General features: G+C 63.7%; 14 protein-coding genes and 1 tRNA gene. 12 read left to right on the top strand and 3 right to left on the bottom strand.

Annotated features, from left to right (window positions below; all coding sequences use genetic code 11):
• The first annotated feature begins 6 nt into the window (after positions 1-6).
• From AU196_RS09760 to AU196_RS09735, 6 genes are all read left to right on the top strand, one after another.
• Positions 7-1,152, top strand: coding sequence for an acyl-CoA dehydrogenase family protein (locus AU196_RS09760; protein ID WP_005086582.1), 1,146 nt, complete (start codon positions 7-9; stop codon positions 1,150-1,152).
• Between the two features lie 49 nt (positions 1,153-1,201).
• Complete coding sequence (locus tag AU196_RS09755) at positions 1,202-2,260, top strand: BtrH N-terminal domain-containing protein (protein WP_005086581.1); 1,059 nt, start codon at positions 1,202-1,204, stop codon at positions 2,258-2,260.
• A 91-nt stretch (positions 2,261-2,351) separates the two neighbouring features.
• Positions 2,352-2,762 carry an SCP2 sterol-binding domain-containing protein gene (locus AU196_RS09750; protein ID WP_005086579.1) on the top strand — a complete coding sequence of 137 codons (411 nt, stop codon included), beginning with the start codon at positions 2,352-2,354 and terminating at the stop codon, positions 2,760-2,762.
• A gap of 148 nt (positions 2,763-2,910) precedes the next feature.
• Entirely contained in the window at positions 2,911-4,017 is a 1,107-nt protein-coding gene (locus tag AU196_RS09745; protein WP_005086578.1) for an NDMA-dependent alcohol dehydrogenase, read from the top strand.
• Positions 4,018-4,176: 159 nt separating this feature from the next.
• Positions 4,177-5,376: an acyl-CoA dehydrogenase family protein gene (locus AU196_RS09740; protein WP_005086577.1), complete on the top strand. Its 1,200-nt coding sequence runs from the start codon at positions 4,177-4,179 to the stop codon at positions 5,374-5,376.
• Positions 5,377-5,746: 370 nt separating this feature from the next.
• Positions 5,747-6,283 carry an HD domain-containing protein gene (locus AU196_RS09735; RefSeq protein ID WP_005116484.1) on the top strand — a complete coding sequence of 179 codons (537 nt, stop codon included), beginning with the start codon at positions 5,747-5,749 and terminating at the stop codon, positions 6,281-6,283.
• 10 nt (positions 6,284-6,293) lie between these two features.
• Here AU196_RS09735 and AU196_RS09730 read toward each other — a convergent pair whose 3' ends face one another.
• Positions 6,294-6,761 carry an NUDIX hydrolase gene (locus AU196_RS09730; protein WP_005086575.1) on the bottom strand — a complete coding sequence of 156 codons (468 nt, stop codon included), beginning with the start codon at positions 6,759-6,761 and terminating at the stop codon, positions 6,294-6,296.
• 5 nt (positions 6,762-6,766) lie between these two features.
• A complete protein-coding gene (locus AU196_RS09725; RefSeq protein WP_005086574.1) occupies positions 6,767-7,567 on the bottom strand; it encodes a hypothetical protein in 801 nt (266 codons plus the stop codon).
• A gap of 254 nt (positions 7,568-7,821) precedes the next feature.
• Between AU196_RS09725 and AU196_RS09720 the strand changes: the two genes are divergently transcribed.
• From AU196_RS09720 to AU196_RS25075, 4 genes are all read left to right on the top strand, one after another.
• The gene (locus AU196_RS09720; RefSeq protein WP_005086573.1) at positions 7,822-8,166 is read left to right on the top strand and encodes an SCO3933 family regulatory protein; all 345 of its coding nucleotides are present in this window, start codon (positions 7,822-7,824) and stop codon (positions 8,164-8,166) included.
• 104 nt (positions 8,167-8,270) lie between these two features.
• Entirely contained in the window at positions 8,271-9,716 is a 1,446-nt protein-coding gene (locus tag AU196_RS09715; protein WP_005086572.1) for an FtsK/SpoIIIE domain-containing protein, read from the top strand.
• A complete protein-coding gene (locus AU196_RS09710; protein WP_005086571.1) occupies positions 9,709-11,199 on the top strand; it encodes a replication initiator in 1,491 nt (496 codons plus the stop codon). The genes AU196_RS09715 and AU196_RS09710 overlap by 8 nt, the downstream gene beginning before the upstream one ends.
• A 186-nt stretch (positions 11,200-11,385) precedes the next feature.
• Entirely contained in the window at positions 11,386-13,032 is a 1,647-nt protein-coding gene (locus AU196_RS25075; protein WP_005086570.1) for a recombinase family protein, read from the top strand.
• On the opposite strand, the gene AU196_RS09705 is transcribed toward AU196_RS25075, so the two are convergent.
• Positions 13,014-13,099 (bottom strand) — tRNA-Leu (locus tag AU196_RS09705). The two genes, AU196_RS25075 and AU196_RS09705, sit on opposite strands and share 19 nt — an antisense overlap.
• Positions 13,100-13,175: 76 nt before the next feature.
• Between AU196_RS09705 and AU196_RS09700 the strand changes: the two genes are divergently transcribed.
• On the top strand, positions 13,176-14,510 hold the full coding sequence (locus AU196_RS09700) for a M20/M25/M40 family metallo-hydrolase (RefSeq protein ID WP_059094882.1): 1,335 nt from the start codon (positions 13,176-13,178) through the stop codon (positions 14,508-14,510).
• 28 nt (positions 14,511-14,538) lie between these two features.
• Complete coding sequence (locus AU196_RS09695) at positions 14,539-15,075, top strand: YbhB/YbcL family Raf kinase inhibitor-like protein (protein WP_059094881.1); 537 nt, start codon at positions 14,539-14,541, stop codon at positions 15,073-15,075.
• The last annotated feature ends 22 nt before the right edge of the window (positions 15,076-15,097 follow it).

The following is a 15,097-nucleotide window of genomic DNA, read 5'->3' as shown; positions in this document are numbered from 1 at the left end:
GTAATCATGTCCTCACCAATCTCTCCCTGGATGAATGCCGAATTACTCGAGCTTCGTGACCTCGCTGCGAAGTTCTTCTCGGCCGAATTGGCGCCGCATGCGAACCGCTTTGCAGACCAGCACCACGTCGACCGAGAACTGTGGAACCGAGCAGGCGAGCTGGGCCTGCTCTGCATGTCTATACCTGAGGAATACGGCGGAGGCGGTGGCACTTTCGCGCACGAAGCGGTCGTGCTTGAAGAGCAGGCCCGCATAGGTGACAGCTCATGGGGCGCGGGACTGCACAGCGGAATCGTCGCCCACTACATCCTGCAGTACGCGACTGAAGAGCTGCGCGCGCAGTGGCTTCCCAAGATGGCGTCCGGTGAAATGATCGGGGCGATCGCCATGACAGAACCGGGGACCGGGTCCGATCTGCAGAGCGTCAAGACAAAAGCCCTCCTGGACGGTGACGAGTACGTGATCACCGGCTCCAAGACTTTCATCACCAACGGCCAACAGGCCGACCTCATCATCGTTGTTGCCAAGACAGATCCGAGCCAGGGCGCTGCGGGCATCTCTTTGATCGTTGTCGAGGCTGACCGGGCGGGATTCCGGCGCGGCAAGGTTCTCGACAAAATCGGCCAGCGCGGCCAGGACACCTCCGAGTTGTTCTTCGATGAAGTGAGAGTTCCGCGCTCGCATCTACTGGGCCAGTCTGAGGGACAGGGCTTCATTCAGCTGATGACGCAGCTGCCACAAGAGCGACTCATCGTCGCGGTGGGGGCTGTCGCAGCGATGGAACTTGCCCTGGAGCAGACGCTCAAGTACACCCGTGAGCGGGAGGCGTTCGGTCGGCCTGTCTTTGGCTTTCAGAACACTAAGTTCACGCTGGCTGAAGCCGCGACAGAAACGCGCATCGCACGAGTGTTCCTCGACTACTGCATCGACCTGCACCTTGCGGGTCAACTCGACGTGCAGACCGTCGCCATGGCGAAGTGGTGGACCACTGAGCGAGCGATGAAGGTACTCGATGACTGTATGCAGCTTCACGGCGGATATGGCTACATGACCGAGTACCCCATCTCGAGGTTGTGGGTGGATCAGCGCGTGCAAAAAATCTATGCCGGCACGAACGAGGTGATGAAGGAAATCATCTCGCGTTCCCTATGACTCAGAGGAGTTGCCGCCCGCACGTTAGTCATCTAGAGGAGGAGGACTGATGGCATCGATGGTGGTGCCGTATCGCCACGACATGGGCGGCCACTGCGGATCGGGGGCTCTTCGGGATTTGACCGAATGGGCCGGGATCCGTTGGGGTGATGACACCCCGGACGAAGGCATCGTGTTTGCTCTCGGCGGGGCCCTCGACTTCTCGTATGTTCGCTCGGCCCACCTACGTCCACCGATCTACCTCGTTGGACGCAGCGCGGACCTCGAAGACGAATACTTGACCCGGTTGGGCGCGCGCTTCGAGTGTCGTTCGACAGACGACCCCGATCTCGGGTGGAAATGGGTGACCGAACAGATCGATGCCGGTACGCCGGTCATGGTGTGGACTGACATCGCCGAATTGCCCTATCTGAGAACGCGTCTGAGTATGAGCCGGCACGATGTCGTGATCGTAGGGTACGACGACGACGAGGAACTCGCCTTCGTGGTCGATAACGATCGCGATACACCTCAAGCCGTGCCTTACGAGAATCTACGGAAGGCGCGGGCATCGACGGGATTTCCCGTCCCCACGCGGCACACCACCTACGTAGTCGAGTGGCCCGGCGCGGCACCAGATCTCGGCAATGCTGCCCGGTCGGCCTTCCGTAGGTCCGCGGACGCGATGCAGGGTTCGTGTGTGAGCGCGCCGATCACCGAGGACTCCGATTGTGAAATTCAGGTGCGTGGGCTACCAGGGGTATCGACTTTTGTGGAGGATCTCAAGCGGTGGCCGAAGATCTTTGACGACGACACCCTCGACGGAGCCTTGTTTGCGCTGAGCGCCTTCATCGAAAAAGCCGGAACCGGAGGCGGTCTGTTCCGAGATCTGCAAGCACGTGGATGTCGGCGCGTCGCTGAAGAGTTGAGTTTCGAACCTGCGTTTAAAGCAGCGGAGGCTGCAAAGACCGCATCTGAGTTGTGGACCGCGGTTGCGCACGCCGCTTATGACCGCGGTGCAGATCCGCACCGAAGAGCGAGCGGCGCCGCGTCCGTGGCTGCGCAATTGCCGACAGCCGAACGTCGACTCGCGGAGGCGCTGAGGGAGGCAGGAGATCTACTCCTATGAGTTCTGATTGCTTCGGAGCAAGCCGAACTGGTTGCGACCCAGCAGATTTATTTGAGCGCTTTGAATTGTGTCATAAGAAGGGAGAATCACGATGGCTGTCTTCGCTGATGCGGAAGAGGTTTACCGCTACCTCGCCGGCATCTTTCGACGAGGTTTGGAGAACGAAGACCTTGCGAACAGACTTGCCGGGTCCGGGGTGGTGTTACGGATCCACTACACCGATCCGGATGCGGTACTAACCGTGGATATGCCGGAGAAGGTCGTAGAGACCGGCGCGGACAGTGGCGTTACACCGAATGTCGAATTGTTCATGTCCGCGGATACCGGCAACAGGTTCTGGTTGGGGAAGGTGAACTTGACCATGGCGATGGCGAAAGGAACTGTACGAGCGAAAGGTCCTGTCACCAAACTGATCAAGCTCATACCGCAGGCAAAGAACCTCTTTCCGGAATACCGGGCAATCCTTGAGGCCGACAAGCGTCACGACCTGCTCAATGTGTGATGTCGGTGCGGTACCGCGCCCGGGCACGGGTGAGCGGCGCGGGCCTCTGGGCGATGTGCCCGGAGATCATCCAGGACAGTTCGCGCGACCACCGTGCGCGGTCGGGATAACTACTCGAGAAGCGTAATTCGATAGAAGGGACTTCAACATGAAGACACGTGCGGCTGTTTTGTGGGGCTTGGAGCAGAAGTGGGAGGTCGAAGAAGTCGATTTGGATCCGCCAGGTCCCGGGGAGGTCCTCGTGCGGCTGGCGGCCACCGGCTTGTGCCATTCCGACGAACATCTGGTGACCGGCGACCTCCCGATCCCATTGCCGGTAGTGGGGGGTCATGAGGGTGCTGGCACAGTCGTGGAGTGCGGCGAAGGGGTTGAGGAACTGTCCGAAGGTGATTCTGTCATCTTGACCTTCCTTCCCTCGTGTGGGCGCTGCTCGTACTGCGCGCGCGGCATGGGCAATCTCTGTGAGTTGGGAGCGGCGCTCATGATGGGACCGCAGATCGACGGCACCTATCGCTTTCACGCACGAGGCGAGGACGTCGGGCAGATGTGTTTGCTCGGGACGTTTTCCGAGTACACAGTGGTGCCGCAGGCGTCCGTGGTCAAGATTGACGGCGGAATCCCCCTGGATCGGGCAGCCTTGATCGGTTGCGGCGTCACGACCGGTTACGGATCTGCGGTGCGGACTGGGGAGGTGCGCGCCGGGGACACCGTCGTGGTAGTGGGAGCGGGCGGAATCGGAATGAATGCGATTCAGGGCGCGCGAATCGCGGGAGCGCTGGCGATTGTGGCGGTCGATCCGGTGAAGTTCAAGCGAGAGCAAGCGAGCGGGTTCGGTGCGACGCACACCGCGGCCTCGATGGATGAAGCTTGGTCGCTGGTCAGCGATATGACGCTGGGCAAGCTGGCTGATGTCTGCATCCTCACCACCGATGTGGCTGAGGCCTCCTACACCGCGGAAGCGCTGGCCTTGGTCGGAAAGCGCGGGCGCGTCGTGGTCACGGCCATCGGGCACCCCGACGACTCATCGATCTCAGGATCACTGCTTGAAATGACGCTTTACGAGAAGCAGATTCGTGGCGCTTTGTATGGCTCATCCAATGCGCCGCACGATATTCCGCGACTGGTCGAGCTGTACTCCGCTGGGTTGTTGAAGCTCGATGAATTGGTCACCCGCGAATACTCCCTCGACCAAATCAATGAGGGCTACGAGGATATGCGTTCAGGAAAAAACATCCGAGGGCTGGTCCGGTTCTGAAGAGCATCATGCCCACTGCTGGTCTTCATGTCCTTGCGTCGCTGCAGATCATGCGGCCGGGCCGCTTGGGTGGTTGGCGTCGCGTCCTTCTTTCCCGTCGTGAGGACGGCAAGCATCAGACACCTCATAGATCATTTATCAAATTCTCTGGAGGCTGAGATGACGGACGCTGGCACGACCACGGCAAGCGGGGATGGGGCTGCTCGTTTCGCTATCGCCCCGGAGGTGTGGACCACGCCGGAGCGACGAGCGCTGAGCCAAATGGCGCGGTCTTTCGTGGAACGTGAAATCGCGCCGAAGCTAGCGGAATGGGAGCACGTGGGTGAGATTCCGCGCGACCTGCATCTCAATGCTGCCGAGGTGGGGCTTCTCGGAATCGGGTTCCCGGAAGAAGTCGGCGGCAGCGGCGGCAATGCGATTGACTCTGCACTGGTCACTGAGGCCATCCTGGCCGCAGGCGGGTCCACTGGCGTCTGCGCCGCCTTGTTCACCCATGGCATTGCCCTTCCCCACATTGCCGCCAATGGCTCCGACGCCCTGATTGAACGATATGTCCGTCCGACGCTCGCAGGAAAGATGATCGGCTCGCTGGGCGTTACCGAGCCTGGGGCAGGTTCAGATGTCGCGAATTTGCGCACACGCGCAGTGCGCGACGGCGACACCTACGTGGTCAACGGAGCAAAGACGTTCATCACCAGCGGAGTTCGGGCGGACTTCGTTACTACGGCGGTACGCACCGGCGGACCGGGTTACGGTGGAGTTTCATTGCTCGTGATCGACAAGAATTCGCCTGGATTCGAAGTGTCCCGCCGGTTGGACAAGATGGGATGGCGATGTAGCGACACCGCCGAGTTGTCTTTCGTCGACGTTCGCGTACCGGCTGAGAACCTGGTGGGGGCAGCAAACAGCGGGTTTTTGCAGATCATGCAGCAATTTCAGGCTGAACGGCTCGGCATCGCCGTCCAGGCGTACGCGACGGCGGGTCGGGCTCTCGATCTCGCCAAGAGTTGGGCGCGGGAGCGTGAAACGTTCGGTAGACCCTTGACGGGGCGCCAGGTCATTCGCCATAAGCTCGCGGAGATGGCTCGACAGGTCGACGTGGCGTGCACCTATACCCGTGCGGTCATGCAGAGGTGGCTAGCGGGGGAGGATGTCGTTGCCGAGGTGTCGATGGCCAAGAACACCGCTGTGTATGCGTGCGACTACGTGGTCAATGAGGCGGTTCAGATCTTTGGTGGGATGGGCTACATGCGTGAGTCTGAGATCGAGAGACACTACCGAGACTGCCGGATTCTCGGAATAGGCGGCGGCACCAACGAAATCATGAATGAGATCATTGCCAAACGTATCGGACTCTAGTTCTTGATACCAGTAAAGAAAGTTCTCACATCGCAGGTCAACGACGGTCAGGCGGCTGTTGGTCCAGCCTGCCGCTCGCGGCGTCTCGATGCGGCGAGGAGCGAGGGCAGCTGCGCTTCGTCGTGATGCCAGAGCTGTGGTGGCCTGCGACTTAGTTCCGGCGCCGGTCGTGGGTGCATGTGTGCGTGGCGGCGGACGGAGGGCGAAGCGCAGGGAGCGGCGCGGACGGGAGCGCCAGCGTACGGGAGCAGAGCGAGCGTAGCGAAGCCTGCAGGTAGCCGCCGTTCCTCGCAGATCCTGGCCTCCAGGATCTACGTCATAAGCTGCGAGGGGGCTGCGTCATGGTGCTGTGGCTCGTAAGCTGGCGGCTGTGAGCGGGGTTCTGACGCAGCGTGCACGGCGCGAGACCGAGACGCGGCTGGCTGAGCAGCCGCGGCGGTTGGCGCATGTCCGGGGCGTCGCGGCGACTGCCGAGCGGTTGAGTCGGCGTTTCGATCCCCAGACAGCGGACTGTCTGGTCGCAGCGGCGTGGCTGCACGATATCGGTTACGCATCGTCGTTGCGCCGGACCGGGTTTCATCCGCTCGATGGAGCGGAGTACGTGCGAGCGGCCGGCTTCGGGGAGCTGGCCGCCTCCTTGGTGGCCTTTCATACCGGAGCGCACGCGGAGGCTGCCGAGCGGGGCTTGTCAGGCTTATCCGCGTTCAGTGATCCGCCCAGCGATTTCCTTGATGTGCTGACTTTTTGCGATCTGACGACCGGACCTGACGGGGCGCCGATATCACCGCGCGATCGGTTACGCGACGTGCTGTCGCGTTATGGATCCGAGGACCCGGTGCACCGGGCGGTCGACGCGGGCCGCGACGAATTGTTGGCGGCCGTCCGGCGAGTACGCGACTGGCTATAAACCCAGCCGGTTAGCCGAGGTAGGGGCCGTCGCGGTGTTGCAGGTAGTGCTCGATGCGCAGCCTCATCGACGGATGCATATCCAGGTTAGGGATCTCGTCGGGTGCAGTCCAGGCGATGTCCGTGCTTTCGTGGTCGATGGCAAGGGTGCCGCCGAGCACCGTGGTGGTGAACAGGAGCGAGAATTGCTGGCGGACTTCGCCATCGGTGAACGCGACCACGTGGCGGGGATTGGTGTAGACACCGACCAGACCCGTGACTTTGACGTCAAGCCCGGTTTCCTCTTTGACTTCCCGCACGGCGGTGTCGGCGATAGTTTCGCCGATGTCGTGGCCGCCGCCCGGTAGCGCCCACAGGGTGTTGTCGCGGCGTTTGATCAGCAGAATGCGACCGTGTTCGTCGGTGACGATGGCCGAGGCCGACGGAACGACACTGTTGGGCGCCGGGGCGTTGGGGTCGTTGTAGTAGTCGGTGCGCATCGGGGTCAGCCTTTCGAGGTCAGCGGTCTGGCATGGTCCCAGACCTGGGTGAAAGCGTCTTCAAGGGTGGCCCAGAGCCGTGGCTCGTGGTGACGTGACAGAACCAGCACAGGGTTGTTGCGCCCGGCTGAGCCGTAGATGTGGAAGTTGACGATCATGGCGTCATCGACCCGAAAGATCGACGTGTAGAGCGCGGTGTCGTGGGTGCGGATGTCCAGCCCCGGGGTGCCGGCGTGAGGGGCGAGCAGTTCCACGGACGTGCGGCAGCGGGCGATGACGGCCTCGCCGATCCCTTCCTCCTCGCCGCGCAGGATCGTGGTGGGGGTGTCGGGGTCCCCGACGAGAAACCGCACCGTCACACCGCGGGCGGCGGCGGCGAGCAGGGTGTCGAGGAATCCGTCGAGGGTGTCGAACAGGAACGTGGCCGCCAGGACGAGGATGTCGATGCCGGTGGTGGCGTCGGCGAAATGCTGCTGCCACATGGTGATGGGTAGCTGGGTGCGGCTGGCATACAGGGTCGCGGTGAACGGCCCACCCGCAGACGCTGTTGCCACTGCGCTCGCGGTGGAGGGTGGGTACTGGTTGGGCCACAGGTCATGCGGGGTGCAGTCGAGCACCTCGCTGGCTCTGTGGGCGTTGTGTTCGCGAATTCTGTAGTCGCTATCGGCCAGCCAGCGTCGCACCGACTTGATATCGACACCCACCGCGGTGGCGAACCGCTGCGAGGACAGACCTTTGGCGTGTAGCCGCTGCACGAGGCGATCGTTGGGAGTGATGGCGGCCTCGGTGCCGTCCTGCTCGTCCATCGTGCCAGCGCACATCTTCCCGTGTCGTCCGTATCCATCCCTCAGCGCGTGGTGTCTAGTTTGCCATGCGACTGCCGCCACCCGGCGGCGATAGTGCCGGTGTGATGTCCGTGGGTATGTCCGGGCCGTGTCCGAAATGCCCGTGGATGTGTCGGAAATGTCGGCATATGTCTCTCGCAACGTCCGTGATGTCCACGTGAACTGAGTCCAGCGCCGGACCGGCGTCAACAGCTCACGAAAGGACCAGTAGGACAATGCGTTTGAGAATCGATACGTCTGGGACTCGTTTTATCGTCACCCGCGCTCCTGAGCCACGGCTGAACTTCGAAACCGGCGCCCCGAAAGTCGACACCGCCACCGGGATGCCGATGTACGCCACCCAGGTCCTCGCGCTGGATGACTCCGGCGGCGAAGTGCTCATTGTCACTGTGGCAGGAGACCCCAAAGTGACAGTCACGCAGCCTGTTTCGGTAGTTGGTCTGGTGGCCATCCCGTGGGCCCAAGGTGATCGCAGCGGGGTGGCGTTCCGTGCTGATGCCCTCACCGCCGCCACCGCCAGTGGTGCTGCGCCGAGTGAGCAGACACGCCCGCAGAAGTAACAACCCCCAAGCGGGTGTGGGGTGCGGTGAGCAGATCATCGCACCCCGCCACCCCGACACCCCGGGCATTGCTGTTGACCACACGCTCACGGAGGGCATCTCTCATGACATCGAACAAGAAGAACACCACCAACAGTGGATCAGGCGATGACGACTGGTTCGGAGAACTGGTCATGTCGCTGTTCACCGCATCCGGGTATGTGCTGTGGTGGGCGGTGCTGTTCCCGGCGATCAGCGTGCCCATCATCGCCAGCCTCGTCCTTGCTATCAGCCACGGCCCACGCGTGGGCCTGATCTGCGCGATCGTGTGCAGTGCCGGGTATGCGGGCTGGGCCTGGCTCCAACCGGGGTCATTTCGCGCCTGGGTGACCGAACCGGTACGGCGGCGCTGGCTCACGTGGTCGCGCTACACCCGCACCTGGGAATCGACCTGCACCTTGCACGGCCTGACCGCCACCCTCGGCGGACGCACTCTCACTCCCACCCTGCGCACGGTGACGATCGGTAAAACCACCGATGTGCTCGTGGTGCGGATCGTCACCGGCCAGTCCGTGGCAGATTGGCATAAACAGTCCGACGCGCTGGCCGCCGCGTGGCGCGCCGGCCGCATCAGCATCACCGCCATCTCGCCCGGCGAACTGCGCATCACGTTAATGCGCGCAGACGTGCTGGCTGAACCGATCGCCCTGCCCATGCCAACCCCGGCCACCCCGGTCGATCTGGTGTCGGTGCGGGTCGGGATCACCGAAACGCGACATTGGTGGCAGGTGCCGCTGCTCGGTCACCACGTGCTGATCGCCGGGGCAACCGGCGCAGGCAAAGGCTCAGTGCTGTGGTCGTTGATCGCCGGCATTGCCCCCGCGGTGAAGACCGGGCTGGTCCGGTTGTGTGTCATCGACCCCAAAGGCGGCATGGAACTCGGTGCCGGAGCACCCCTGTTCACCGTGTTCACCCACGACGCCACCGACACCACCCTGGAGTTGCTACGCCAGCTCGTCACGGTGATGCACGCCCGGGCGAATCGTCTGCGCGGCCACACCCGCCTACACACCCCCACGACGTCGGAGCCGTTGTTCGTTGCGGTGATCGATGAGATCGCCGCACTGACCGCATACGTGACCGACCGCAAGGTCCGCACCGAAGTCGAACAACTCCTGGGCCTGCTGCTCTCCCAAGGCCGCGCAGTCGGCATCAGCGTGGTCGCCGCGGTCCAAGACCCGGCCAAAGACACCCTGCCGGTACGGCAGCTGTTCACGGTGCGGATCGGGTTGCGGCTGACCGAAGCCACCCAAACCACCATGGTCCTCGGCCAAGGGGCGCGCGATGCCGGGGCAGAATGCGACCGCATCCCCGACACCACCCCCGGGGTGGGCTACATGATGGTTGACGGCACCGCCCACGCCCAGCGGGTGCGGGCCTTTCACGTCACCGACCACGACATTACCGCCCTGGCCAGCCGGTTCCGCCGAACCGCGAGGCGACCGAACAAGCCCCACCAGCCACACAACACCGATACCGGCCACACCGCGAGTGAGGGCAGCGGTGAATAGCTCCACGACATCGGCGCAGCTTGTCCTACCGGGTGTTCCGGATACAGCTGACACCGCCCGGGTGGTCGAGCAGATGGTGCGGCGCGCCGCCTCGATGGGATACGAATCCTGGTGGCGACGAGCAGAATCCGTCGGATTCTGCGCCCACCCCATCCAGCTGATCGGTGCCGATGAGTACGGGCGTCAGCGGGTGGTATGGACGCGCTGCAACAACCGTCGCGCCCACATCTGCCCCTCCTGCTCGGATCTCTACGCCCGCGACACCTGGCAACTCGTGCACGCCGGTGCCGCTGGCGGTCACCACGGCATGCCCACCACGGTGGCCGATCATCCGCAAGTGTTTGTCACTCTCACCGCACCGAGCTTCGGGGCCGTCCACACCGCCACGAAGTCACGGGAGAAGGCAGCGCAGGTGTGCCGCGACCAGCACCGGGTCGGCGGCTACCGACGCTGCCCGCATGGAAAACAATTGTGGTGCAGCATGTCCCATGATCATGGCGACGAGCGGGTCGGCCAGCCGCTGTGTCCGGAGTGCTACGACTATGCCGGGCATGTGCTGTTCACGTGGCACCTGCCCGAACTGTGGCGACGCTTCACCATCACCCTGCGGCGCGCCCTACGCAAAAGCCTGAAAGCCGCCGGAGTTGACCCGGATACGGTGCGAGTGAGCTTCATCAAGATCGTCGAACTGCAAGCCCGCGCTATCCCACACATCCACGCACTGATCCGCCTGGATCCCCACGACGACCTTGACCGCCCCGGGTGGGAATCACCTATCGGTGCAGTCGAACTCGCTAAGGTCATCCAGTACGCCATCCGCACCGTCACACTCACCGTCAACGACCCGACAGCCGATGGCGGTGGGCAGACGATACGGTTCGGCACACAGATCGACACCCAACCGCTAACCGCATCGGTGGATCCGCCGCCAAATGAGCACAATTCAGGCTCAAGCCGGTCCATGTCTAGCCGGCTGGTGGCGCGCTATCTCGCCAAGTATGTCACCAAATCCTTGGCAGCCCTCGGAATCAGCGCACGCCGCCTATCTACGGAAGCCATACCCGACCTGGACGTGTCCGAGCATGTGCGGACCATCCTGACCACCATCAGCGATCTCGCGGACAAAGGACTGTCCGGCATCGGGCGGTGGTTGCACACCCTCGGATTCCGCGGCCACATCACCAGCAAATCCCGCCGTTATTCGACTACCATGACCGTGCTGCGCGAACAGCGCGCCATTTGGACGCGTCAGGAAAGCTCGAAAAGCACTGCATACCAATACGATCCCGACTGTGACTTCGCCGGTGGCGATGATCTGGTGGCGTGGGAGTTTGACCGTGCCGGCCCCGGCAGCCTCGGCGATCGCAGTCTCGTCTATTCCGCGGCCCTCCAACGTATTCACATCCGCCGCATCGGACTAGTGGAAGCCCGTCGCCACACACGCAGCCAGCATTGGGATCCACCAGGGGCAAGCGATGGCTGAACGATGCCCAACCCCACATGCTCGCTCCGAATGTGACGCTCGAATTAATGCACCGAGCATGTCAGAGGGAGGTGTTCAAATTGACCTGCCGAACCGGAATCGGCTTCCGCGCGAGGCCAACCGCGCGCTGGTAAACGTCATACTGGCTGTGCGGGACCGGACCCGCGGATCACGAAGGGAAGTGGCATGAGCCTCAGGTTCGCTTTCTATGGCCGAGTGAGTACCGAGGACGCTCAAGATCCCGAGGCGAGCCGCAGCTGGCAGAAACGTCGTGCCATCGATCTGATCACTCCGCATGGCGGAGTCCTCGCTGTCGACTACTTCGATATAGGTCAAAGCCGTTCGCTTCCCTGGAAACGCAGACCGGAGGCTTCACGTCTGCTTGCAGATGTCACTTCTCGTGACCGTGGCTTCGATGCCGTGGTGATCGGGGAACCTGCTCGCGCGTTCTACGGACCGCAATTTGCGCTCACTTTCCCGGTGCTCACGCACTACGGGGTTGGCCTATGGGTGCCTGAAGTCGGCGGAGCGGTTGATCCCGGATCCGAGGCACACGACCTCGTGATGACGCTCTTCGGCGGTATGAGCAAGGGAGAACGCGCACGAATCCAGATGCGCGTCCGTACCGCGATGTCGGCACTCGCGCAGGACACAACCAGATACCTCGGCGGTCGCCCACCGTACGGGTATCGACTCGTCGATGCCGGCCCGCATCCCAACCCTGCCAAGGCAAGTCTTGGGCAGCGGCTCCATCGTCTCGAACCCGACCCCGCGACATGTTCGGTCGTCGAGCGGATCTACCGCATGTACGCCGATGGTGCTGGCTTGCGCTTCATCGCACAGCAGCTCACCGACGATGGAGTGCCATCACCAAGCCAATATGACCCGGAGCGGAACCGGCACCGTGATCCGCGCGGATGGTCCCATTCGGCGATCCGCGCAATCCTCGACAACCCGGCGTACCGCGGTATTCGTGTGTGGGGCAAGCAGGAGAAATACGAGGTCTTGGTCAACCCCGACGATGTCGCTGCCGGGTACGAGACTCGCATGCGGTGGCGTGACGAGGTCGACTGGATCGCACCTGACCGGCGAACGCACGAAGCGCTGATCACTGACGAGCTGGCGCGGGCTGTCCGACTTCGGATGCAGGCGCGGCGGGGTCCGGGTCTTGTGTGTAGCAGAGAATCGACGGTGCCATATGCGCTGCGCGGGCTGCTGTTCTGTGCCGCATGTGGACGCCGCATGCAGGGCGCCGCCCGGCCGGGGAAGCAAACAACGCGGATCCTCTACCGTTGTGAGTTCGGCAAGTCACGTTCTGTACCTGTGGACCTGAGTGATCATCCGCGCACCGTCTATCTCCGCGAAGACGCAGTGACAGCGCGACTCGACGAATGGATCGCCACTCTGGCCGATCCAGAAGACCTCGCACGCGGGCAAGACGTGGACCCGGCGGCCGGACCTGGCTACGCCGCCTTGCAGCGCCAGCTGAGCGAGGCGAATGCCAAAGTGGCTGCCTTGATCACCGCCGTGGAGTCTGGCGTGGCCGTTGAGGATCTAACTGCTGCGTTGCGTCAACGTACCGCCGAGCGCGACGAGCTGAGGGCACGCGTTGAGCGAGTGGCGCGGCCCCGCGCCATGTGTGCCGCCGAGATCAGTGAGTTAGTTAAGGAGTTAGGCGGACTGTCGGTCATCCTCGGCGCGGCAACCGGAGCTGAGCGCGCCGAGGTGTACGCAAGCTTGGGCCTGCGTCTCGACTACGACCCGCATCTTCGGCGAGTCACGGCGACTGCCGACCTGAGTCGTGTCGCCGGATGTGTCCGAGGGGGGACTTGAACCCCCACGCCCGTTAATAGGGCACTAGCACCTCAAGCTAGCGCGTCTGCCATTCCGCCACTCGGACCGTCCCACGTCCCGCGTGGGCAGCTAAGGCTATCGGATCAGGCAGCCCGAACCCAAACCCGGTGTCCCTGGTACGAATGGTGGTTGTGACAGGACCCGCGGATGAGGTGGTCGAACTCGTCAGCTCGCTGATTCGCTTCGACACCTCCAACACCGGAGACCCGGCCACGACCAAGGGTGAGGGCGACTGCGCCAGGTGGGTGCAGGCCCAACTCACCGAGGTCGGCTACGAGTGCGAGTACCTCGACGCGGGCGCGCCGAATCGGGGCAACGTCTTCGCCCGTCTGCCCGGCGCGGACCCGTCCCGTGGCGCCCTGATGATCCACGGCCACCTCGACGTGGTGCCCGCCGAACCGGCCGACTGGAGCGTGCACCCTTTCTCCGGCGCGGTGTCCGACGGATACGTCTGGGGCCGCGGCGCGGTCGACATGAAGGACATGTGCGGGATGATGATCGCCGTCGCCCGCCACTTCAAACGCGCAGGCATCGTCCCGCCGCGCGATCTGCTGTTCGCCTTCGTCTCCGACGAGGAGCACGGCGGCACCTACGGCGCGAACTGGTTGGTGGACAACCGGCCGGACCTGTTCGACGGTGTGACCGAGGCGATCGGCGAGGTCGGCGGGTTCTCGCTGACGGTGCCGCGCCGCGACGGCGGTGAGCGCCGCCTCTACCTCATCGAGACGGCCGAGAAGGGTCTGTCGTGGATGCGCCTCACCGCGCGCGGCCGGGCCGGACACGGGTCGATGGTGCACGACGACAACGCCGTCACCGCGGTCGCCGAAGCCGTCGCCAAACTCGGGCGCCACCAATTCCCGCTGGTGCTAAGCGACACGGTCGAGCAATTTCTCGACGCCGTCGCCGAGGAGACGGGGTACTCGTTCGACGTCGACTCCCCGGATCTCGAGGGGTCCATCGCCAAGCTGGGCGGCATCGCGCGGATCGTCGGCGCCACGCTGCGCGACACCGCCAACCCGACGATGCTCAAGGCGGGCTACAAGGCCAACGTCATCCCGCAGACCGCCGAGGCCATGGTGGACTGCCGGGTGCTGCCGGGGCGCAAGGAGGCGTTCGAACGCGAGGTCGACGCGCTGATCGGACCCGACGTGGTCCGCTCGTGGGAACGCGATCTGCCCTCCTACGAGACGACGTTCGACGGTGACCTGGTCGACCAGATGAACGCCTCGCTGCTGGCGCTGGACCCCGACGCCCGCACGGTGCCCTACATGCTCTCCGGCGGCACGGATGCGAAATCGTTCCAGCGGTTGGGCATTCGCTGCTTCGGGTTCATCCCCCTGCGGCTGCCGCCGGAACTCGACTTCGCCGCGCTGTTCCACGGTATCGACGAACGGGTACCCGTCGACGCCCTCGAATTCGGGGCGCAGGTTCTGCAACACTTTCTCGAGCACTGCTGAGCGGTTCCCATCCACGCGAAAGGACATCATGGCTTTTCCGTACAACCCCTATGAGTTCCTGCCAGAACTGCCGTCGTTCACGCTGACCTCCGAGTCGGTGACCGACGGGCAGCCGTTGTCCAACGATCAGGTGAGCGGCCTGATGGGCGCCGGCGGCTCCGACGTGTCGCCGCAGCTGTCGTGGTCCGGCTTCCCGGAGGAGACGCGCAGCTTCGCCGTCACCGTCTACGACCCCGATGCGCCGACCGGATCCGGGTTCTGGCACTGGGCGGTGTTCAACCTGCCCGCCACGGTCACCGACCTGCCCGCCGGGGTCGGCGACGGCAGCGCCAAGGGCTTCCCGGGCGACGCCGTCACACTGGCCAACGACGCCGGGATGAAGCGCTATGTCGGCGCCGCCCCGCCGCCGGGGCACGGCCCGCACCGCTACTTCATCGTGGTGCACGCGGTCGACGTCGAGAAGCTCGACATCCCCGAAGACGCGACCCCGGCCTACCTCGGGTTCAACCTCTTCAGCCACGCCATCGCCCGCGCGATCATCCACGGCACCTACGAGCAGAACTAGCGCGCGGCTCAGCCGCGAGCTG

The organism is Mycobacterium sp. IS-1742 (assembly GCF_001500125.1).
In the GTDB taxonomy this organism is placed as follows: domain Bacteria; phylum Actinomycetota; class Actinomycetes; order Mycobacteriales; family Mycobacteriaceae; genus Mycobacterium.
This window is presented reverse-complemented; position numbering and strand designations above follow the sequence as displayed.

Coding starts and splice junctions, on each gene's coding strand:
- AU196_RS09740 (WP_005086577.1), top strand. CDS start 4,177: ATGACGGACGCTGGCACGACCACGGCAAGCGGGGATGGGGCTGCTCGT.
- AU196_RS09755 (WP_005086581.1), top strand. CDS start 1,202: ATGGCATCGATGGTGGTGCCGTATCGCCACGACATGGGCGGCCACTGC.
- AU196_RS09745 (WP_005086578.1), top strand. CDS start 2,911: ATGAAGACACGTGCGGCTGTTTTGTGGGGCTTGGAGCAGAAGTGGGAG.
- AU196_RS09695 (WP_059094881.1), top strand. CDS start 14,539: ATGGCTTTTCCGTACAACCCCTATGAGTTCCTGCCAGAACTGCCGTCG.
- AU196_RS09725 (WP_005086574.1), bottom strand. CDS start 7,567: ATGGACGAGCAGGACGGCACCGAGGCCGCCATCACTCCCAACGATCGC.
- AU196_RS09720 (WP_005086573.1), top strand. CDS start 7,822: ATGCGTTTGAGAATCGATACGTCTGGGACTCGTTTTATCGTCACCCGC.
- AU196_RS25075 (WP_005086570.1), top strand. CDS start 11,386: ATGAGCCTCAGGTTCGCTTTCTATGGCCGAGTGAGTACCGAGGACGCT.
- AU196_RS09750 (WP_005086579.1), top strand. CDS start 2,352: ATGGCTGTCTTCGCTGATGCGGAAGAGGTTTACCGCTACCTCGCCGGC.
- AU196_RS09700 (WP_059094882.1), top strand. CDS start 13,176: ATGGTGGTTGTGACAGGACCCGCGGATGAGGTGGTCGAACTCGTCAGC.
- AU196_RS09715 (WP_005086572.1), top strand. CDS start 8,271: ATGACATCGAACAAGAAGAACACCACCAACAGTGGATCAGGCGATGAC.
- AU196_RS09730 (WP_005086575.1), bottom strand. CDS start 6,761: ATGCGCACCGACTACTACAACGACCCCAACGCCCCGGCGCCCAACAGT.
- AU196_RS09760 (WP_005086582.1), top strand. CDS start 7: ATGTCCTCACCAATCTCTCCCTGGATGAATGCCGAATTACTCGAGCTT.